This is a genomic window from Brevibacterium sp. HMSC24B04 (genome assembly GCF_001806835.1).
GTDB classification, from domain to species: Bacteria; Actinomycetota; Actinomycetes; order Actinomycetales; family Brevibacteriaceae; genus Brevibacterium; species Brevibacterium ravenspurgense.
Map to the genome: position 1 here is coordinate 188082 of NZ_KV786072.1, position 15820 is coordinate 203901.

Genomic DNA, 15820 nt, shown 5'->3' on the forward strand with positions numbered 1-15820 from the left:
GGCATTCATCTGATCCAAGGGTACTCCCCCGCTAAGGTGGTGACGTTCATGGTCTGGATACACCTTGGAGGTCACAGGAGTGTTTGAGCCGCAGCCGGGAATGCGGGTCGTCGTCCGCTACAGCGACGGCGGGCAGCTGACAGACGCTCTCGGCCACGTTCTCGCGGCCGATGCCGACTCCGTGACAGTTGACTCCAAGCGCGGTCCCGTGCGGATTGAGCGGGCCTCCATTGAGCTCGCCCACGAAATCCCGCCGGCACCTAAGCGACCGGGTCCCGTCCATTCGACCGTGTCGGCGGCAGACCTGCGCCGCATTTCAGCCCAAGTGTGGTTGCCGGGCGAAAGCGTGTGGCTCAACCGGGACGCGGTTGCCGAAGAACTCACCTCGGACGAGGGCGCGGTCTCTGCTGTCGAGTCCGGCTGGCTCTTGCGCGCCGCCGCCGGGGCCGATGCTCGCGCGAACTCCGCTCTTGTGCTCACCGACCCGCAGGTCCCCGCGGAAGAGGCACTCGGAGCAGTCGAGAAGTGGTACATAGATCGGGGCCTTCCCCCTGCCCTGCAGATCTTTTCAGGTGAGGCCGGAGGAGAACTCGACTCCGCCTCGGCGCAGGTTTCGCAGCTGCTGCGACCGGCGGGTTTTTCCCCCAGCGACACGTGGCTCACGATGACCGCCCCGGCCCGGGAAGTTGCGGGTGCCGCACAGCCGCCGGAGGGTTTGGAGATTGTGCAGTCCGATCAGGCCCACGCGGTGCACTTGGCCGCGTGGGGTCATGACGACACTGAGGACATGCGCGCGCTCCTGCACAGTGCGCCGCAGGTGATTTTTCTCTCAGCCGTTGCAGTGCACCCAGACGGGTCGCAATCACTCGTGGGCGCTGTCCGGCTGGCTATCGCCAGCAAGTGGGGCTGGTTGGACAATCTGGTTGTCAATCCCCAGCTGCGCCGCCGAGGTGCCGGGAAGGCTCTCGTGCAAGCCGCCGCCCGCTTGGCCTCAGTTCAGGGCATCCGCTCCCTTGGGTGCGATGTGCCCGCGGCAAACGAAGAAGCGGCAGCGCTCCTTGCCGGATTGGGCTTTAAGGAGCACCACCGCTTCTGGTTTGCCGTCCAGGAGGCCGCTGCCGGCGGCATCACTGAGCAGCCCGCGGGGGCTTAGTCGCAGACGATCCTGTTGACCGGGCGGTAGACGGTCGTGAACTGGTCCTTAGTCACCTTGCCGGTCTCAATGTTCTTCATAGTGCGGTAGATGGTGATCGACCATCCGCCCCGCGGGGACTGCGGTTTGCAGCTGGGGCCCGACTTCTTCACGGTTGCCGGACTCGTGTGGGCGAAACGGCCCGAGGCGCCGGCTTCGACTTCGAGAGTCTTCTCGCCCTTGATTTCCGCATTGACCTTGCCGCCGGAGACCGACATGTGCAGAACCACCGGCTTGTCCGAGGTGTTGGTGAAGGCCATGTCGATCGAATGCCAGTCAAGGGTGGACTCACGGCCTTCCGGGTAGCGGGAAATGTAGCGCGAGTGAGCCTTGTGCTCGTCCAGCTGCATACCGGAGAAGAACGCGGCGTTGAACAGCGTTGTCGACACCTGCGAAACACCGCCACCGTAGTCCTGCTTCATCTCTCCGCCGGAAATTACGCCCGCTTTGCGGTAGCCGTTGGCCGCGGTGCGCTGTCCGAGTGCTTTGTTGAGGCTGAACTGTTCGCCCGGCTGGACGACCGTGCCGTCAACCTTGGCGGATGCGACCTTGAGGTTGGTGTCGCGGCCCGGCTGCGACGAATACGGGGTGGAGAACTTACCCATCGTCTCCATCTTCATGTTTTTCGCATCATCCGTGGTAAAAGATGCTTTCTCCGCTGTCAGCGGCAGTTCGGCCGTGCGGTTCTCTGCCTTCAGCGCGGCATCGACGGCTTTCGCCACGTCAGCGTCTTTCGCTGAGATCCCGTCCTTGGATGGAACGACCGTCAGCTTTCCGCCGGAGAATTCAAAGCTGGCGTTCTGCGCTTTTTCGCCCACTCCCTTGTTCTCTTTGAAAAGCGAATCCTTCAGGGCTTTGCCGTCGAGCTCAAGGGCAAGTTTTGATTCGCGCGGTGTGAAAGAAGCTGCCTTCGCAATCGCCTTGGGTGAGAGTTTGAGGCTTTCGCCGGACTTTTCGCCCGTCGACTTCAGGGTCACAGGCGATGCGACAGCCGGCTCTGCAATCTCTGTTTTCGCCTTCTGCGCTTCGGCGTCCGTAATGTCCGGTTCGACGGTCTCAGCCTTCGTGTTCAGCGGCTTGCCGTCCTGTGCGGGCCACTGAGTTTCGATGGCCTCGACAATGCTGTCTGCAGTGACTTCGCGGCCGTCTGCGCCTTCCCTGACCTCCGGCTTTTCACCGGAGAAGGCCAGTTCGGCGTTCTTCGGCTCCACGCTCAAGTCCTCGGCAAGAGACTTCGCCGCGGTATCAAGTGCTGATTGGTCGTATTCGAGTGCCAGCGGTTTGTCGTGCTCACTGCCGGACAGCGCGTGGAAAATATCGACCGGGTTGAACCGCGGGCCGATGAGCTCAACCACGGTGTCTTCGGCCGAAAAGCCCAGCGACACATCGTCAGGAGAAAATTCAGCTTCCGAATCCTCACCCGCACTCAGCGCAACCGGCTCCTGGGCCCTGTCCGCAAGCCCCTCATCGAGAGCCTTCACAGCCTCGTCCCGGCTCATCGACCCGATGTCGATGCCGGCAACATGAGTTCCGGCCGGAACAGACCGCCCCGTCCAAAAGGCCAGGGCCGCATAGCCGATGAGAACAACGGCAACTGCCGTCAGGGTTCCCCACAGAGCTTTTGACATATCAGTGCTTTCGGTTTGCGCGCAGACACGGCAGCGTGAACGACACGACAGCGGCAATGATCATGGGCCCAAACAGCCAGGCCACGGACCGCAGGGTTCCGGTGACCAGAACACCGCCACCGGGCAGCAGGCCGGGCTGAGAGCCGATGAACGACACCAGGCTCATTGTGACGGCACAAAGCACAACTGCCGCCGTCGAACGGTTGGCCTCGGCGACGTACCACAGCACACAGCCGGCAAGGGCCAGCGCCAAAAGCAGTCCCCACGGCACGATGACAGCCTGCCCTGCAAGGTTGAAAAGCGATGCTCCCAGGTGCTGGAAGGTGCCGAGCACACCCGCGAGCAGCCCGAGGAAAACACTCGAGAACACCATCGCCACCGCCGAGGGCGGCTCTGGACGATCAGGTTCTTCGAGGAACTCGAGGATGTCCGCACCCTTGTGGCCATCGGGTGATGTGAAGTATTCGGTGTCCAGCAGCACGGTGCCGATGTTGTTCGACAGCGCGTAGAAGTCACCGGCAACCTGCAGCTGGGTGGCGTGAGCCGCCATAGCCCGAGCTTTGTGCCCGCGGTGGGCGCTGATGTCCTGGCTGAGAACGACGGGGTCCTCGGCCGGGATCGTGGGCACTTTCTGGGCTGGTTCGAAGCCGGTGAGGGCAAAGCCCGGAAGGTCCACGTTGAACATCTGGTCGACGGCCTCCTGGGGTGTGTCGACGTAGATGACGCGCGGCCGGTGTTTGCGCTTGAGCCTCGACACTGCGCGCAGTGTTGCCTCGTGCACCCGCACGTGGTCGGGGTGCCCGTATCCCCCGCCGGCCGGATAGGTCACCACGAGGCGGGGTCGGCGGTCCTCAATGACGGCGGCAATATAGGCGGCAACGTCATCGAGTTTTGCGGCACACAGTGATTCGGCCGGGGTGTCGGCGGGAACCTGCGCGTGGCCGTCAGGTCCCCATTCCATGCCGGAGTCCTCAAAGCGGCGCTCCGGCAGCGTGCCGGCACCACCGGCAGGTGTGCCGAGGAACGCCCAGTCGTCCACACCGAGCGCTTTCATGGCCTCGGCGAGTTCGCCCTCCCGGTGGGCGGCCAGCGCGTCGCGGTGGCCTTCCAGGGTGTCTTTCAGCGGACCGATCACCTCACCGCCCTCACCGCGGGTCGCGGTGAGGATCGTGACGGGCACCTGGGCTTCGCGCAGTCTGGCGATGGTGCCGCCGGTGAGGATCGATTCGTCGTCCGGGTGGGCGTGGACGAACAGGACTCCGGACATCAGGAGTTCCTGCGTTTGCGGGCACTGGCGGCCTTGCGGCGCTCAGCCTGGTCGAGGATGACCTTGCGCAGGCGAATAGCGCCCGGGGTCACTTCGACGCATTCGTCTTCAGCGGCGAACTCGAGAGACTCTTCGAGTGTGAGTTTGCGCGAGGGCGCCAGGTGTTCGAAGCTGTCGGCGCTGGCCGCGCGCATGTTCGTCAGCTTCTTTTCCTTGGTGATGTTGACGTCCATGTCTTCGTTGCGGCTGTTTTCGCCGACGATCTGACCCTCGTAAACCTCCGAGGTGGGCTCGACTATGAACGAACCGCGCTCCTGCAGGGCAATCATGGCGTACGGGGTGGCAGCACCGGCACGGTCTGCAACGAGCGAACCGGTGTTGCGGAACTCGATTTCGCCGGCCCACGGCGCGTAGCCGGCACTGATGGAGTTCGCAATACCGGCCCCGTGGGTTTCCGTGAGGAATCGCGTGCGGAAGCCGATGAGGCCGCGCGCCGGAACACGGAACTCGATGCGGACCCAGCCGGTTCCGTGGTTCGACATGGATTCCATCTGGCCCTTGCGGCTGGCCATCAGCTGGGTGACTCCGCCCAGATACTCTTCCGGCACATCGACCGTGAGCATTTCAAAGGGTTCGTGCAGGGTGCCGTCGATCGTCTTAGTGACGACCTGCGGTTTGCCGACGGTCAGTTCGAAGCCTTCGCGGCGCATCTGCTCAACGAGCACGGCCAGGGCGAGTTCACCTCGGCCCTGAACCTCCCACGCGTCGGGACGTTCCGTGGGCAGCACCTTGAGGCTGACGTTGCCGACCAGTTCCTGGTCGAGGCGGTCCTTGACCATGCGCGCGGTGACCTTGGTGTTCTTTTCGCGGCCGGCCATGGGCGAGGTGTTGGTGCCGACGGTCATGGAGATCGCCGGGTCGTCGATGTGGATGGGCGGCAGGGGGCGCGGGTCGTCGAGGTCGGTGATGGTGTCGCCGATCATAACGTCCGGGATGCCCGCGATTGCGAAGATGTCGCCGGCCCCACCCTCTTCGACCGGCACGCGCTCCAGGCCGCGGGTTTCGAGCAGTTCAGTGATTTTGACCTGCTTGAGGTCGCCTTCCTTGTTGATCCAGCCGACCTGTGCGCCCTTGCGCAGCACGCCGCCGTAGATCTTCACGAGTGCCAGACGGCCCAGGAAGGGCGAGGCGTCAAGATTCGTGACGTGTGCCTGCAGCACGCCGTCGTCCGTGACGGTCGGGGCAGGGATGTTCTCCATGATGGCCGCGAACAGCGGTTCGAGGTCGGTGCCGTCGGGAACTTCGCCGTCAGCGGGCTGTTCTGCCGAAGCGATGCCCGCGCGTGCCGACGCGAAGATGGTGGGCACGTCGAGAACCGCGTCGACGTCGATGTCGGGGTCTTCTTCCGAAAGGTCGCTTGCCAGTCCCAGCAGGAGGTCCTGAGCTTCTTCGACAACACCGTCGATGCGGGCATCCGCGCGGTCGGTCTTGTTGATCAGCAGGATCACGGGGAGTTTCGCGGCGAGTGCCTTGCGGAGCACGAAGCGGGTCTGCGGCAGCGGACCTTCGGAGGCGTCAACGAGGAGCACAACTCCGTCGACCATCGACAGGCCGCGTTCGACCTCGCCGCCGAAGTCGGCGTGGCCGGGGGTGTCGATGACGTTGATGGTGACGGGCTCACCGGGTGCCGACGGGCCGTTGTAGATGATCGAGGTGTTCTTCGCCAGGATCGTGATGCCCTTTTCACGTTCCAGGTCACCGGAGTCCATCACGCGGTCCTGGACCTCGCCGTGATCGCCGAACGCGCCGCCCTGTTTGAGCATCGCGTTGACCAGCGTGGTCTTTCCGTGGTCGACGTGCGCCACGATCGCTACGTTGCGGAGGTTGTTTTTGCGTGATGTCTCAGCTGCCATCAATCCACTTTCTTCTTGGAAGATCCGGGCACACTGCGTGGGCCCAACCGACAATTATAAGTCCGCGCCCGGTGTTTCCGGGCAGTGTTCACCAGCCGCGCTCCTGCCATTCGTCCAGGTGCGGCCTTTCGGTGCCGATCGTGGTGTGCGCGCCGTGGCCCGGCAGCACGACGGTGCTGTCGGGAAGAACGTCGAAGATCCGCGTGCGCAGGTCGGCCATGAGGCTTGTGAAGTCTTCAGGGGACCAGGTTTTGCCGGGGCCTCCGGGGAACAGCGAGTCTCCGGAGATCAGCACAGTGTCATCCCCGTCGCGGATGATGAGCGCAATCGATCCGGGCGTGTGCCCGCGCAGGTGAACGATCTCGATGGCAACGTCGCCGACGGTGATGATCTCTCCGTGCTTCAGACGCTCAATGATGACAGCACCGGACTCTTCTTCGATGGCATCGGCGTCGTACTCCCCCGCCGCAGACACAGCGCCGGTGTCGGCGAGCGCATCCGCCAGAGCCCGAACGTGATCCCAGTGGCGGTGGGTTGTCAGAACGCGTTCAACGGGAGCATCGCCGATGAACTGTTTGATGGCCGACCAGTCGTCTGCCGCGTCGACGAGCAGTCGCGCCCCGCTGTCGCGGTGGGTCACAAGGTAGACGTTGTTTTCCATGTCCGAGACCGCTATCCAGCGGATCTCGAGGGCCGAGGTGTTGATCGTGTTCTCAGTCATGTCAGCCTCCCTGACGCATCGGCGCGCGGGCCGATAGTGTTGTTGTCTGCTCCCAGTCCATCACAGAGAGGGTGCCGTGTTCGAGTCTTCTGCTGTCGCGTGGACGGTGCTGTTGATTTCCGGCGCGTTTGAGGCCATGTGGGCTGCCGCTCTGGGTGAGTCTTCCTGGTCGATGCGCAAGCGGATCATTGTGTTCACGGTCGGCACGATTGTGTCGATGGGCGGACTGTACTTAGGCCTGACCGTGATCCCAGTCGGTGCGGGCTATGCCGCGTGGGTTGGTGTCGGTGCGGTCGCAGCTCTTGCCTATTCGGCGCTGCGGGGCCGTGAGCGGCTCACCCTGTTGCGGCTGTTCTTTGTTTTCGTCCTCATTGCCGGAATCGTGGGCCTGGGGGTGTTCTCGTGAATCGCTTAGCGCCGACCACCCGCACGGGTGCGTGGATTGTTCTGCTGATTTCGGGGGCCTGTGAGTCCCTCTGGGCGCACGCTCTGAGCAGCGGGCTGGGCAGCATCGGCTGGATTCTGCTGTTCTACGTGGGTCTGTTCGTGTCGCTTACGGGTCTGCGCATGGCGATGCGGATCATCCCGATGGGCACTGCCTACGCCATGTGGACGGGGATCGGCGCGGCAACGACCGCTGTGTGGGCGGCCACTGCCGGTGAGCCTTTCCCCCTGCTCAAAATCGCGAGTCTGGTTCTTGTGGTGATCGGTGTGGCGGGCTTGGAGCTCACCAGCGGCCACGGACGTACTGGGGAGGGTACGGAATCTCGCGAGGATTGAGGCCGAGTTCGTGAGCGGCTCGCAGCGGCCACGACGGTTCGCGCAGGGCTGCCCGCCCGATGAGGACCGCGTCTGCCTGCCCCGTAGTGAGGATGGTCTGTGCCTGCACAGGGTCGGTGATGAGGCCGACTGCTGCCGTCGGCACGCCTGCCTCGCGGATCCTCTGTGCGAAACCGGTCTGATAGCCCGGTCCCACCGGAATGTCAGCAGGGGTGTTTCCTCCCCCGGACACGTCGACGAGGTCGCAGCCCTCTTCATGCAGAACTCGGGACAGTTCGACTGCTTCGTCAATGCCGAAGCCGCCCTCTGCCCATTCGTCGGCGGAGATGCGCACGAGCACTGGGAAGTCGTCCGGCACCCTCGAGCGCACTGCGGCAAGGATGTCGCGCAGCAGTTTCCACCTGCCGGTGCCTGAGCCGTATTCGTCGTCGCGGTTATTCGACAGCGGGCTGAGGAAGGAGTGGATGAGGTAGCCGTGTGCGCCGTGGATTTCGACGGTGTCGAATCCTGCCGTAACAGCCCTTTCTGCGGCCGCGCCGAATGCTTCGACGACGTCCCTGATCTGCTCGGCGCTCATAGCCGTCGGTTCGGCAAGCCCCGGGTAAGCGAGGTCACTGGGTCCGAGTGTCGGCCAACCTCCGGCGTCCTTGGACACCGTCCCCTTTCCTTCGCCGGGGAACGGCCGATGCGTACTCGCCTTCCGGCCGGCGTGTGCAAGCTGAATGCCGATGGCGGCTCCCTGGGAGTGCACGAAGTCGACAATCGGCTTCCATGCCTGGGCTTGTTCGTCGTTCCAGATGCCGGCGTCCTGCGGTGAGATCCGCCCCTCGGGAACAACGGCGGAAGCTTCCGTGATGATCAGCCCGAAGCCGCCGGCAGCGCGAGCCCCGAGGTGCGTCAGGTGCCACTGGCCGGGCACGCCGTCGCGGTTTTCGCAGGAGTACTGGCACATGGGAGGCAGCCACACGCGGTTGCGCACGGTCAGTCCCCGCAGGGTCATGGGGCTGAAGAGCTGAGTCATGGATTCCTCACAGGTGGTTTCGGAAGAACTCGCCCAGGTGATCGGCTGCGAGTTCGGGGTGTTCGATCATGAAGACGTGAGCGGCATCCGGGATGGTGACGTGCGTGCCGTTCTGTGCTGTTTCGGCAAGCTGCTCCATGGACTCCGGTGTGTTGACGACGTCCTGGGCGGCAGACATCCACAGGGTGGGCACCGCAATGTCGGCGGTGCGCTCGGAAAGGTCGTAGTCGGCGAGCGCTTCACAGCAGGCGATGTAGGCCTCTTCAGATGTTGTCAGCAGCTGGTGGGCGGCAATGTGGCCTGCGGCAAGGTCCTCACTGAGGAAACCGGCGGCAAACCACAGGTCGAGCGTGTCCGGCACTGCCGGAGCAATGCCGTCCTCGCGCACCCTGGCGATCCTGTCGTGCCAATCCTGGGGTTCGCCGAACTTGGCCGCTGTTGCCACCGGCGCTGCTGCGCGCACCCGATCGGAGTGGTTGAGGGCGAGCTCCTGTGCCACCCCACCGGAGATAGAACAGCCGGCGTAGCCGAAGGTCTCCGCACCGAGCTCATCGGCAATCTGGACGACACCTCGGGCCATGGAGGCAACCGTGACAGGCTCTTCAGCCGAGAAGTCCCGTCCGGCATCGGCGCCGTGGCCGGGAAGCTCAGTCAAAACCACCCGGAAGTCATCTGCCAGGCGGGCGGCGACGGAAGCCCACACGGATGCGTGCGTACCCAGGGGCGGACCGAAGATAAGCGTGGGAAGGTCAGTCGATTCCGGGTTGAGAACGGAATAGGCGAGTTTCGTCATATCAACTCCAACGGTGAGTGGCCGGCTTTTCTTCCTGCCGGGCGGGTGTGCTCAGCCGAACGACCCGCCCGACTTTTCGAGATAGCACTGCGGACACAAGGACTCATAGGTGACGTCTGCCCCTTCGATTGCCACCTGTGAACCGGCGAACACGAAGTCACCGTCGGCTTTGCGGCCGTTGAACATGGCCTTCTTACCGCAGCGGCAGATGGTTTTGAGCTCTTCGAGGGTATGGGCGATCTCCAGCAGTCTGCGGGAACCGGGGAATGCCTGCGTTCGGAAGTCGGTGCGCAGGCCGTAGCACATCACCGGCACGTTCTGACCCACCGCGATCCGCATGAGTCCCTCAATCTGGGTGGGTGTGAGGAACTGGGCTTCGTCCACCAAAAGGCAGGCGACCGGCTGCACCGGCTGATCGACGTGGGTGATGAGCGCGGACGGGTCGGCGTATTCGGCGGCTTCGCGGAAAACGGTTTCAACATCGTCGTCTTCGCGCACGAGGATGTCGACGGTGCGCGAAACTCCCAGACGCGAAATGATCTTGTCCGCACCCTTCGTGTCGACGTACGGCTTGGCAAGCAGGATCCGCTGTCCGCGCTCTTCATAGTTGAACGCAGCCTGCAGCAGAGCTGTCGACTTGCCGGAGTTCATCGCTCCGTGCCGGAAATACAGTTTGGCCACCCTGTCCGTCCTTCCTACGCGACCGGAAACAGGATACCGGCACCGACGCCTGCACCCGGCTGTCGCGAGGGCGGCCGGTGCTTGGCACTCCGAGTCGATAGAATGACTTCGACAATCCCGAAGCGAGTTGGAGTGATCCTCTACTAATGGCAAAGATCATCTACACCCGCACCGACGAAGCGCCTCTGCTTGCAACGTATTCGCTCAAGCCGATCGTTGAAGCCTTCGCGCACACCGCCGGTGTCGAGGTCGAAACGCGCGACATCTCACTTGCCGGTCGAATCCTGGCGCAGTTTAACGATGTCCTCCCCGAAGACCAGCAGCACCCTGACTCCCTGGCTGAGCTCGGCGAACTGGCCAAGAAGCCCGAAGCCAACATCATCAAGCTGCCCAACATTTCGGCATCCGTTCCGCAGCTGAAGGCGGCCATTGCCGAACTGCAGGGGCAGGGCTACGACCTTCCGGAATTCCCGGAAGAGCCGAAGACCGACGAAGAGCGCGACATCCGCGAACGCTACGGCCGCGCCCTCGGTTCGGCTGTCAACCCGGTTCTGCGCGAAGGCAACTCCGACCGTCGCGCCCCGCAGGCAGTGAAGAACTTCGCGAAGGCCCACCCGCACCGGATGGGCGAATGGACGAAGGACTCCGGCACCCGCGTGGCCACCATGTCCGCTGACGACTTCCGTTCGAACGAAAAGTCCGTCGTCATGGAATCCGACGACACCCTGCAGATCCGCCTGCGCGGTGAAGACGGCGAAACCACCGTCCTCAAGGACGGCCTCAAGGTGCTCAAGGACGAAGTCATCGACTCGACGTTCATGAACGTCCGTGCCCTTGAGAAGTTCCTCAAGGAGCAGATCGCTCAGGCCAAGAAGGACGGCGTTCTGTTCTCCGTTCACCTCAAGGCCACCATGATGAAGGTGTCAGACCCCGAACTGTTCGGCCACGTCGTCCGCGCGTTCTTCCCGTCGGTCTACGAAAAGTACGGCGAAGAGCTCACCGCCGCTGGCCTCACCCCGGACTACGGTCTGGCAGCCCTGCTCAACGGCCTCGACAACCTCGACCCCGAGGTCGCCAAGGGCGTCAAGGCAGAAATCGACGCCGGCTTCGAAAACGGCCCGGCACTGGCCATGGTCGACTCGTCGCGCGGCATCACCAACCTGCACGTGCCCTCGGATGTCATCGTGGATGCTTCCATGCCCGCGATGATCCGCGACGGCGGCAAGATGTGGGGTGCTGACGACGGCCAGCACGACACCCTTGCAGTCATCCCAGACTCCAGCTACGCCGGTGTCTTCCAGGCCACCATTGAGGACTGCAAGGAAAACGGCACCCTCGACCCCGCCACGATGGGCACCGTGCCCAACGTGGGCCTCATGGCGCAGAAGGCCGAAGAGTACGGCAGCCACGACAAGACGTTCATCCTCGACCGTCCCGGCACGGTTGAGGTCGTCAACTCCGCAGGCGACGTCCTCATGTCCCACGAAGTGCAGACCGGTGACATCTGGCGCGCATGCCAGACCAAGGACATTCCGATCCGCGACTGGGTCAAGCTCGCTGTTACCCGTGCTCGTCTGTCGGACACCCCGGCTGTGTTCTGGCTGGATGAGAAGCGCGCGCACGACCGCAACCTCATCGAGAAGGTCAACACCTACCTCAAGGACCATGACACCTCGGGTCTGGACATCCAGATCATGAGCCCGGTCGAAGCCGCCAAGCACTCTCTGGCCCGCATCCGCAAGGGGCAAGACACCATTTCTGTGACCGGCAACGTGCTGCGTGACTACAACACCGACCTCTTCCCGATTCTCGAACTCGGTACATCGGCGAAGATGTTGTCGGTTGTTCCGCTGCTCGCCGGCGGTGGCCTCTTCGAAACCGGTGCAGGCGGTTCGGCACCCAAGCACGTCCAGCAGGTTCAGCAGGAAAACCACCTGCGCTGGGACTCGCTCGGCGAGTTCTTCGCAATTGCCGAATCCTTCCGCCACTTCCTGCACTCGCAGGACAACCAGCGTGCCGGCGTTCTCGCCGATACTCTGGACCGTGCGACGGAGACCTTCCTCAATGAGAACCGCTCGCCTTCGCGCAAGGTCGGTGAAATCGACAACCGCGGCAGCCACTTCTACCTGACCCTGTACTGGGCAGAAGAACTGGCCAAGCAGTCTGACGACGCCGAACTCGCCAAGGCACTGACTCCCATTGCCGAAGCACTGCGCGAAAACGAAGCCGTCATCACCGAGGATCTGCTGGCCGTTCAGGGCCAGCCGGTCGACCTCAACGGCTACTACAACCCTGCTGACGAAACGCTGACCAAGCTCATGCGTCCGTCGCAGACGTTCAACGCGATCATCGACAAGCTCAGCTGAGACTTGAGCTGACCGATAACAGCTGAGGGCCGGGGGCGTGATGCTCCCGGCCCTCACTGTTTTTTGCACAGTGACATATCTGATGCCGCGAAGAGCTGACCTGCGCAGCCGCGGATGAAAGAATGGCGGCAGAGAGAAAGGACGTCCCCATGACGCAGCCCAACGACGACTACCCCACCGTTCCCGGCGAGAACCCAGTTCCCGAGTACACCTCGCCCGATACCGACGAACAGGTGGGCGAAACCGCACCGCAGACCGCTTCCGCGCACACACCGGAAAAGGCCCAGACACCGCCGCCAGCACCAAAGTCTTCCGGCGGCCTGTCGGCGGGCATTTGGGCGTCGCTGATCATCGGCGCCCTCATTCTGGTTCTGCTGCTGATCTTCATCATCCAGAACAACGAACCGACCCAGTTCTACTACTTCGGCTGGCAGTTCACCCTGCCGCTTGGCGTGTCGATTCTGCTTGCCGCAATTGCAGGCATTGTGATCGCCGGGATCTTCGGCACGGTCCGCATGTTCATTTTGGGCCGTCAGATCAAACGCGCGCGCAAGCGCTGAGCGGCTGCGATACAGACCTCACTGATGTCAGAGAAAGGACAGGATATGTACTTCATCGTCGTCAAGTTCCGCGTCAAGGACGAGTTCGTGGCCGACTGGCCCAACATCACCCGCGAATTCACGGAAGCCACGCGCGCAGAACCCGGCAACCTGTGGTTTGACTGGTCGAAGAGCCTGGAGCGCGATGACGAATACGTGCTCGTTGAGGGCTTCGCCGATGACGAAGCCGCAGGCGCACACGTCAATTCGGACCACTTCAAGAAAATGCAGCAGGACTTCCCGCCGCACCTGAAGGAAACCCCGCTCATCGTGTCCCGCAAGGTCGAAGGCAACGACTGGGACCGCATGGGCGAAATCTCGGTCGACTGACCTCGACTGACCTCACTGCACGCAGACGGGGCCGCGGAATCTTCCGCGGCCCCGTTTCTGCTTCTGCCCTAGTCTTCCGCGCTTTCCGCGCCCGAGGTGAAGCTCACCTCGGACTCTGCCCTCACCTCTGTCCTGCGCTCGAGGGTGCGGGCCACGGTGCACGTCTTCCCGTGAGCGTGAGCAAGCGCGCGCTCGACCGTGCGGGCGGCACGCCGTGGATCGGCTGAGTCGTCGAGTTCAACGGCCAGCTGGATGAGCACGTCCTGTAAGTAGTTTTCGTCTTCGCGCACGTAATCAGCGGAAACCTCAGCGGTGAACGACCGGGGTTCGGTGCGCCGACTGATGACCGTGTCCGGATCAATCGATGAGCACGCACCGAGTGCGGCCAGAAGCAGCTCGACGGGTGTGAAGACATCCTCGCCCGCGCCGACTTCTACCTGCACCCCAGCAGCATTGGTCGCTCGGAAACGTCCCTGCGCTGTCCGCTGGACACTGACGTGAACTTGTTCCACTGCCTCGCCTTCCTTAGGAATGCAACCAGCCTAGTTCCCCGAAACCGTGAGACACAGCTCACCCGGGCAGGCGCCTCGTGAACCAGACTTGAGCAGAACCGCCGGCTCTTTTGCGAAACACCCGAAACAATACGCGGGCAACGACCCAGCAGACCGTACAGTGAGAAAAACCTTTGTCTTCCCCATGTAAAGGACTCACATGCGACACCTACCGGCAACACTCGGCGCCCTCGGGGTGGCCGTTGCGGTAGCCGTGCCCGCTGCCGCGGCACCCACCGCCGACAGCAGCGCAGAACCGGCGCCGCAGGAGACCGCCAAGAACGCTCCGCAGGAAACCGACAACGACGGTCAGGAACCCAAGGTCGACACCGTCAAGCAGAAGGTTGACGCTGACAGCACGGCCCTCATCGACGCCACCGGCACAAACGATGAGAACACCGTAGTCATCTTCGGAGCGACATGGGCAGGCGACGCCCAGCCGAAGGTCGAGTACCGCTCAAAGGTGACCAACAGCCTCAAATGGTCGATGTGGCAGGAACTGGAGGCCGACCCTGACGAAGGCCCCGACGACGGCTCGAACGAGGCCAACACCCCCGGCACGGGAGCCGTCAGCGCTGCCTACAACGAAAAGATCGAAGTTCGCACCACGGGCGCACCCGTCACCGTGACCGTCACGACCACCCCGATCACGGACGCCGACCGCACCATGTTCGGCGGCGTCAACGACGAAGGCACATTCTCCTCCCCCGACCTCAACGAGCCCGCATCGTCTGCTCCTGAAGCCGATGCCACCTCTGCCGGGAACAGCGGCCCCATCGCCGGTGGCAAGCTCAACGCCAAGAACGCCCCGTCCATCGGCGGCTTCAAATACTTCTCGCGCAAGCAGTGGGGCGCACGGAAGGCTCGCTGCTCGACGTCGACGACCAACCGCAACTCCGCAACGATCATCCACCACACCGAGGGCTCGAACAGCTACTCCAAGGAGCAGGTTCCGGGCATCCTCCGCGGTATCCAGTCCTACCACCAGGGCAGCCGCCAGTGGTGCGACATCGGCTACAACATGCTCGTCGACAAGTACGGCAACATCTACGAGGGCCGTCCCAAGCTCGACAAGGCTGCCATCGGCGCCCACGCATCGAGCGTCAACCGCGGCACGTTCGGCATTTCGGTGATCGGCTCCTACAAGAAGAAGGCGCCTGAGGCAGTAATCAACTCGGTTGCCCGCATCGTCGCCTGGCAGTCCTCGAAGTGGAACTGGAAGATCGACTCCAAGGTCACCCTGACCTCGGCAGGCGGCGACACCCGCAAGTACCCCAAGGGTGCGAAGATGACCGTGCAGCGCGTGTCCGGCCACAGGGACGTCGGCAACACCGACTGCCCCGGCGACGGTCTGTACAGCCAGCTGGGTGACATCCGCAAGAAGGCCATCGGCTTCCAGAAGGGCAAGCCTCCGGCACCGGCTGAAAAGCCCAAGAGTCCCATCCAGAAGTTCCACGAGGCCAACAAGTCCAAGACCGGCAAGCCCACGGGCAAGGAGCACGGCGGTCTGCCCGGCGGCGGCGCGTACCGAGCCTTTGAAAAGGGCGCGGTGCACCACTCACCGAAGACCGGCACCCACTTCACCCGGTTCGGCTCCGGCATCCAGAAGGCGTGGGCCGCGCAAGCCTTTGAACGCGGCGCGCTGGGCTACCCGACCGGCGAAGAATCCTGCACCATCAAGGACGGCGGCTGCTACCAGGCGTTCCAGAACGGCTCAATCCACTGGTCGCCCAAGATCGGCGCCCGCAAGCTCATGTACGACTCCGCCATCCGCAAAGAATGGGCCAAGCAGGGCTTTGAACGCGGCTCGCTCGGCTACCCCACAACGGAAGAGTTCACGTGGGGCAAGTACAAGCGCGTCAACTTCGAAGGCGGCTACCTCACCTGGACAAAGGAAGAGGGTGTGAAGCACCACAAGAAGAAGTGATCCTCTTCAGAGTTCTTCTCACCTGAGCGGGGCGGCAGTTCTGATCGAACT

Annotated in this window: 15 protein-coding genes; 7 read left to right on the forward strand and 8 right to left on the reverse strand. The window is 63.2% G+C overall.

What is annotated here, in order from left to right; genetic code table 11:
• Positions 1–64: 64 nt before the first annotated feature.
• A complete protein-coding gene (locus HMPREF3092_RS02720; RefSeq protein ID WP_141737939.1) occupies positions 65–1153 on the forward strand; it encodes a GNAT family N-acetyltransferase in 1089 nt (362 codons plus the stop codon).
• Here HMPREF3092_RS02720 and HMPREF3092_RS02725 read toward each other — a convergent pair.
• The 4 genes from HMPREF3092_RS02725 to HMPREF3092_RS02740 all read right to left on the reverse strand — a co-directional run bounded on the left by HMPREF3092_RS02725 (position 1150) and on the right by HMPREF3092_RS02740 (position 6721).
• The gene (locus HMPREF3092_RS02725) at positions 1150–2820 is read right to left on the reverse strand and encodes a VanW family protein (protein ID WP_070423745.1); all 1671 of its coding nucleotides are present in this window, start codon (positions 2818–2820) and stop codon (positions 1150–1152) included. The genes HMPREF3092_RS02720 and HMPREF3092_RS02725 overlap by 4 nt on opposite strands.
• A gap of 1 nt (position 2821) precedes the next feature.
• The gene (locus HMPREF3092_RS02730; protein WP_070423746.1) at positions 2822–4087 is read right to left on the reverse strand and encodes a PIG-L family deacetylase; all 1266 of its coding nucleotides are present in this window, start codon (positions 4085–4087) and stop codon (positions 2822–2824) included.
• On the reverse strand, positions 4087–6000 hold the full coding sequence (typA, locus tag HMPREF3092_RS02735) for a translational GTPase TypA (RefSeq protein WP_019175503.1): 1914 nt from the start codon (positions 5998–6000) through the stop codon (positions 4087–4089). Before typA ends, HMPREF3092_RS02730 begins: the two co-directional genes overlap by 1 nt.
• 88 nt (positions 6001–6088) lie before the next feature.
• A complete protein-coding gene (locus tag HMPREF3092_RS02740) occupies positions 6089–6721 on the reverse strand; it encodes an MBL fold metallo-hydrolase (RefSeq protein WP_070423747.1) in 633 nt (210 codons plus the stop codon).
• Between the two features lie 76 nt (positions 6722–6797).
• On the opposite strand from HMPREF3092_RS02740, the gene HMPREF3092_RS02745 reads away from it, so the two are divergent.
• Both HMPREF3092_RS02745 and HMPREF3092_RS02750 read left to right on the forward strand, forming a co-directional pair.
• Positions 6798–7127, forward strand: coding sequence for a DMT family transporter (locus HMPREF3092_RS02745; RefSeq protein WP_019175505.1), 330 nt, complete (start codon positions 6798–6800; stop codon positions 7125–7127).
• A complete protein-coding gene (locus tag HMPREF3092_RS02750) occupies positions 7124–7501 on the forward strand; it encodes a DMT family transporter (RefSeq protein WP_070423748.1) in 378 nt (125 codons plus the stop codon). Before HMPREF3092_RS02745 ends, HMPREF3092_RS02750 begins: the two co-directional genes overlap by 4 nt.
• On the opposite strand, the gene HMPREF3092_RS02755 is transcribed toward HMPREF3092_RS02750, so the two are convergent.
• Genes HMPREF3092_RS02755 through HMPREF3092_RS02765 form a run of 3 tightly spaced genes read right to left on the reverse strand, consistent with a single transcriptional unit; the run spans position 7449 to position 9996 of the window.
• The gene (locus tag HMPREF3092_RS02755; RefSeq protein WP_070423749.1) at positions 7449–8522 is read right to left on the reverse strand and encodes an NADH:flavin oxidoreductase/NADH oxidase; all 1074 of its coding nucleotides are present in this window, start codon (positions 8520–8522) and stop codon (positions 7449–7451) included. The genes HMPREF3092_RS02750 and HMPREF3092_RS02755 overlap by 53 nt on opposite strands.
• 7 nt (positions 8523–8529) lie before the next feature.
• Positions 8530–9315, reverse strand: coding sequence for an alpha/beta fold hydrolase (locus tag HMPREF3092_RS02760; RefSeq protein ID WP_070423750.1), 786 nt, complete (start codon positions 9313–9315; stop codon positions 8530–8532).
• A gap of 51 nt (positions 9316–9366) precedes the next feature.
• A complete protein-coding gene (locus HMPREF3092_RS02765; protein ID WP_019175509.1) occupies positions 9367–9996 on the reverse strand; it encodes a thymidine kinase in 630 nt (209 codons plus the stop codon).
• 146 nt (positions 9997–10142) lie between these two features.
• Here HMPREF3092_RS02765 and HMPREF3092_RS02770 point away from each other — a divergent pair, with 146 nt between their 5' ends.
• From HMPREF3092_RS02770 to HMPREF3092_RS02780, 3 genes are all read left to right on the forward strand, one after another.
• The gene (locus HMPREF3092_RS02770; protein ID WP_070423751.1) at positions 10143–12362 is read left to right on the forward strand and encodes an NADP-dependent isocitrate dehydrogenase; all 2220 of its coding nucleotides are present in this window, start codon (positions 10143–10145) and stop codon (positions 12360–12362) included.
• A gap of 149 nt (positions 12363–12511) precedes the next feature.
• A complete protein-coding gene (locus HMPREF3092_RS02775; RefSeq protein WP_070423752.1) occupies positions 12512–12922 on the forward strand; it encodes a LapA family protein in 411 nt (136 codons plus the stop codon).
• A gap of 45 nt (positions 12923–12967) precedes the next feature.
• The gene (locus HMPREF3092_RS02780) at positions 12968–13291 is read left to right on the forward strand and encodes a putative quinol monooxygenase (protein ID WP_061942414.1); all 324 of its coding nucleotides are present in this window, start codon (positions 12968–12970) and stop codon (positions 13289–13291) included.
• A gap of 68 nt (positions 13292–13359) precedes the next feature.
• Here HMPREF3092_RS02780 and HMPREF3092_RS02785 read toward each other — a convergent pair whose 3' ends face one another.
• Complete coding sequence (locus HMPREF3092_RS02785; RefSeq protein WP_176745678.1) at positions 13360–13734, reverse strand: OsmC family protein; 375 nt, start codon at positions 13732–13734, stop codon at positions 13360–13362.
• A gap of 268 nt (positions 13735–14002) precedes the next feature.
• Here HMPREF3092_RS02785 and HMPREF3092_RS02790 point away from each other — a divergent pair, with 268 nt between their 5' ends.
• The gene (locus HMPREF3092_RS02790) at positions 14003–15769 is read left to right on the forward strand and encodes an N-acetylmuramoyl-L-alanine amidase (protein ID WP_070423754.1); all 1767 of its coding nucleotides are present in this window, start codon (positions 14003–14005) and stop codon (positions 15767–15769) included.
• Positions 15770–15820: the final 51 nt, after the last annotated feature.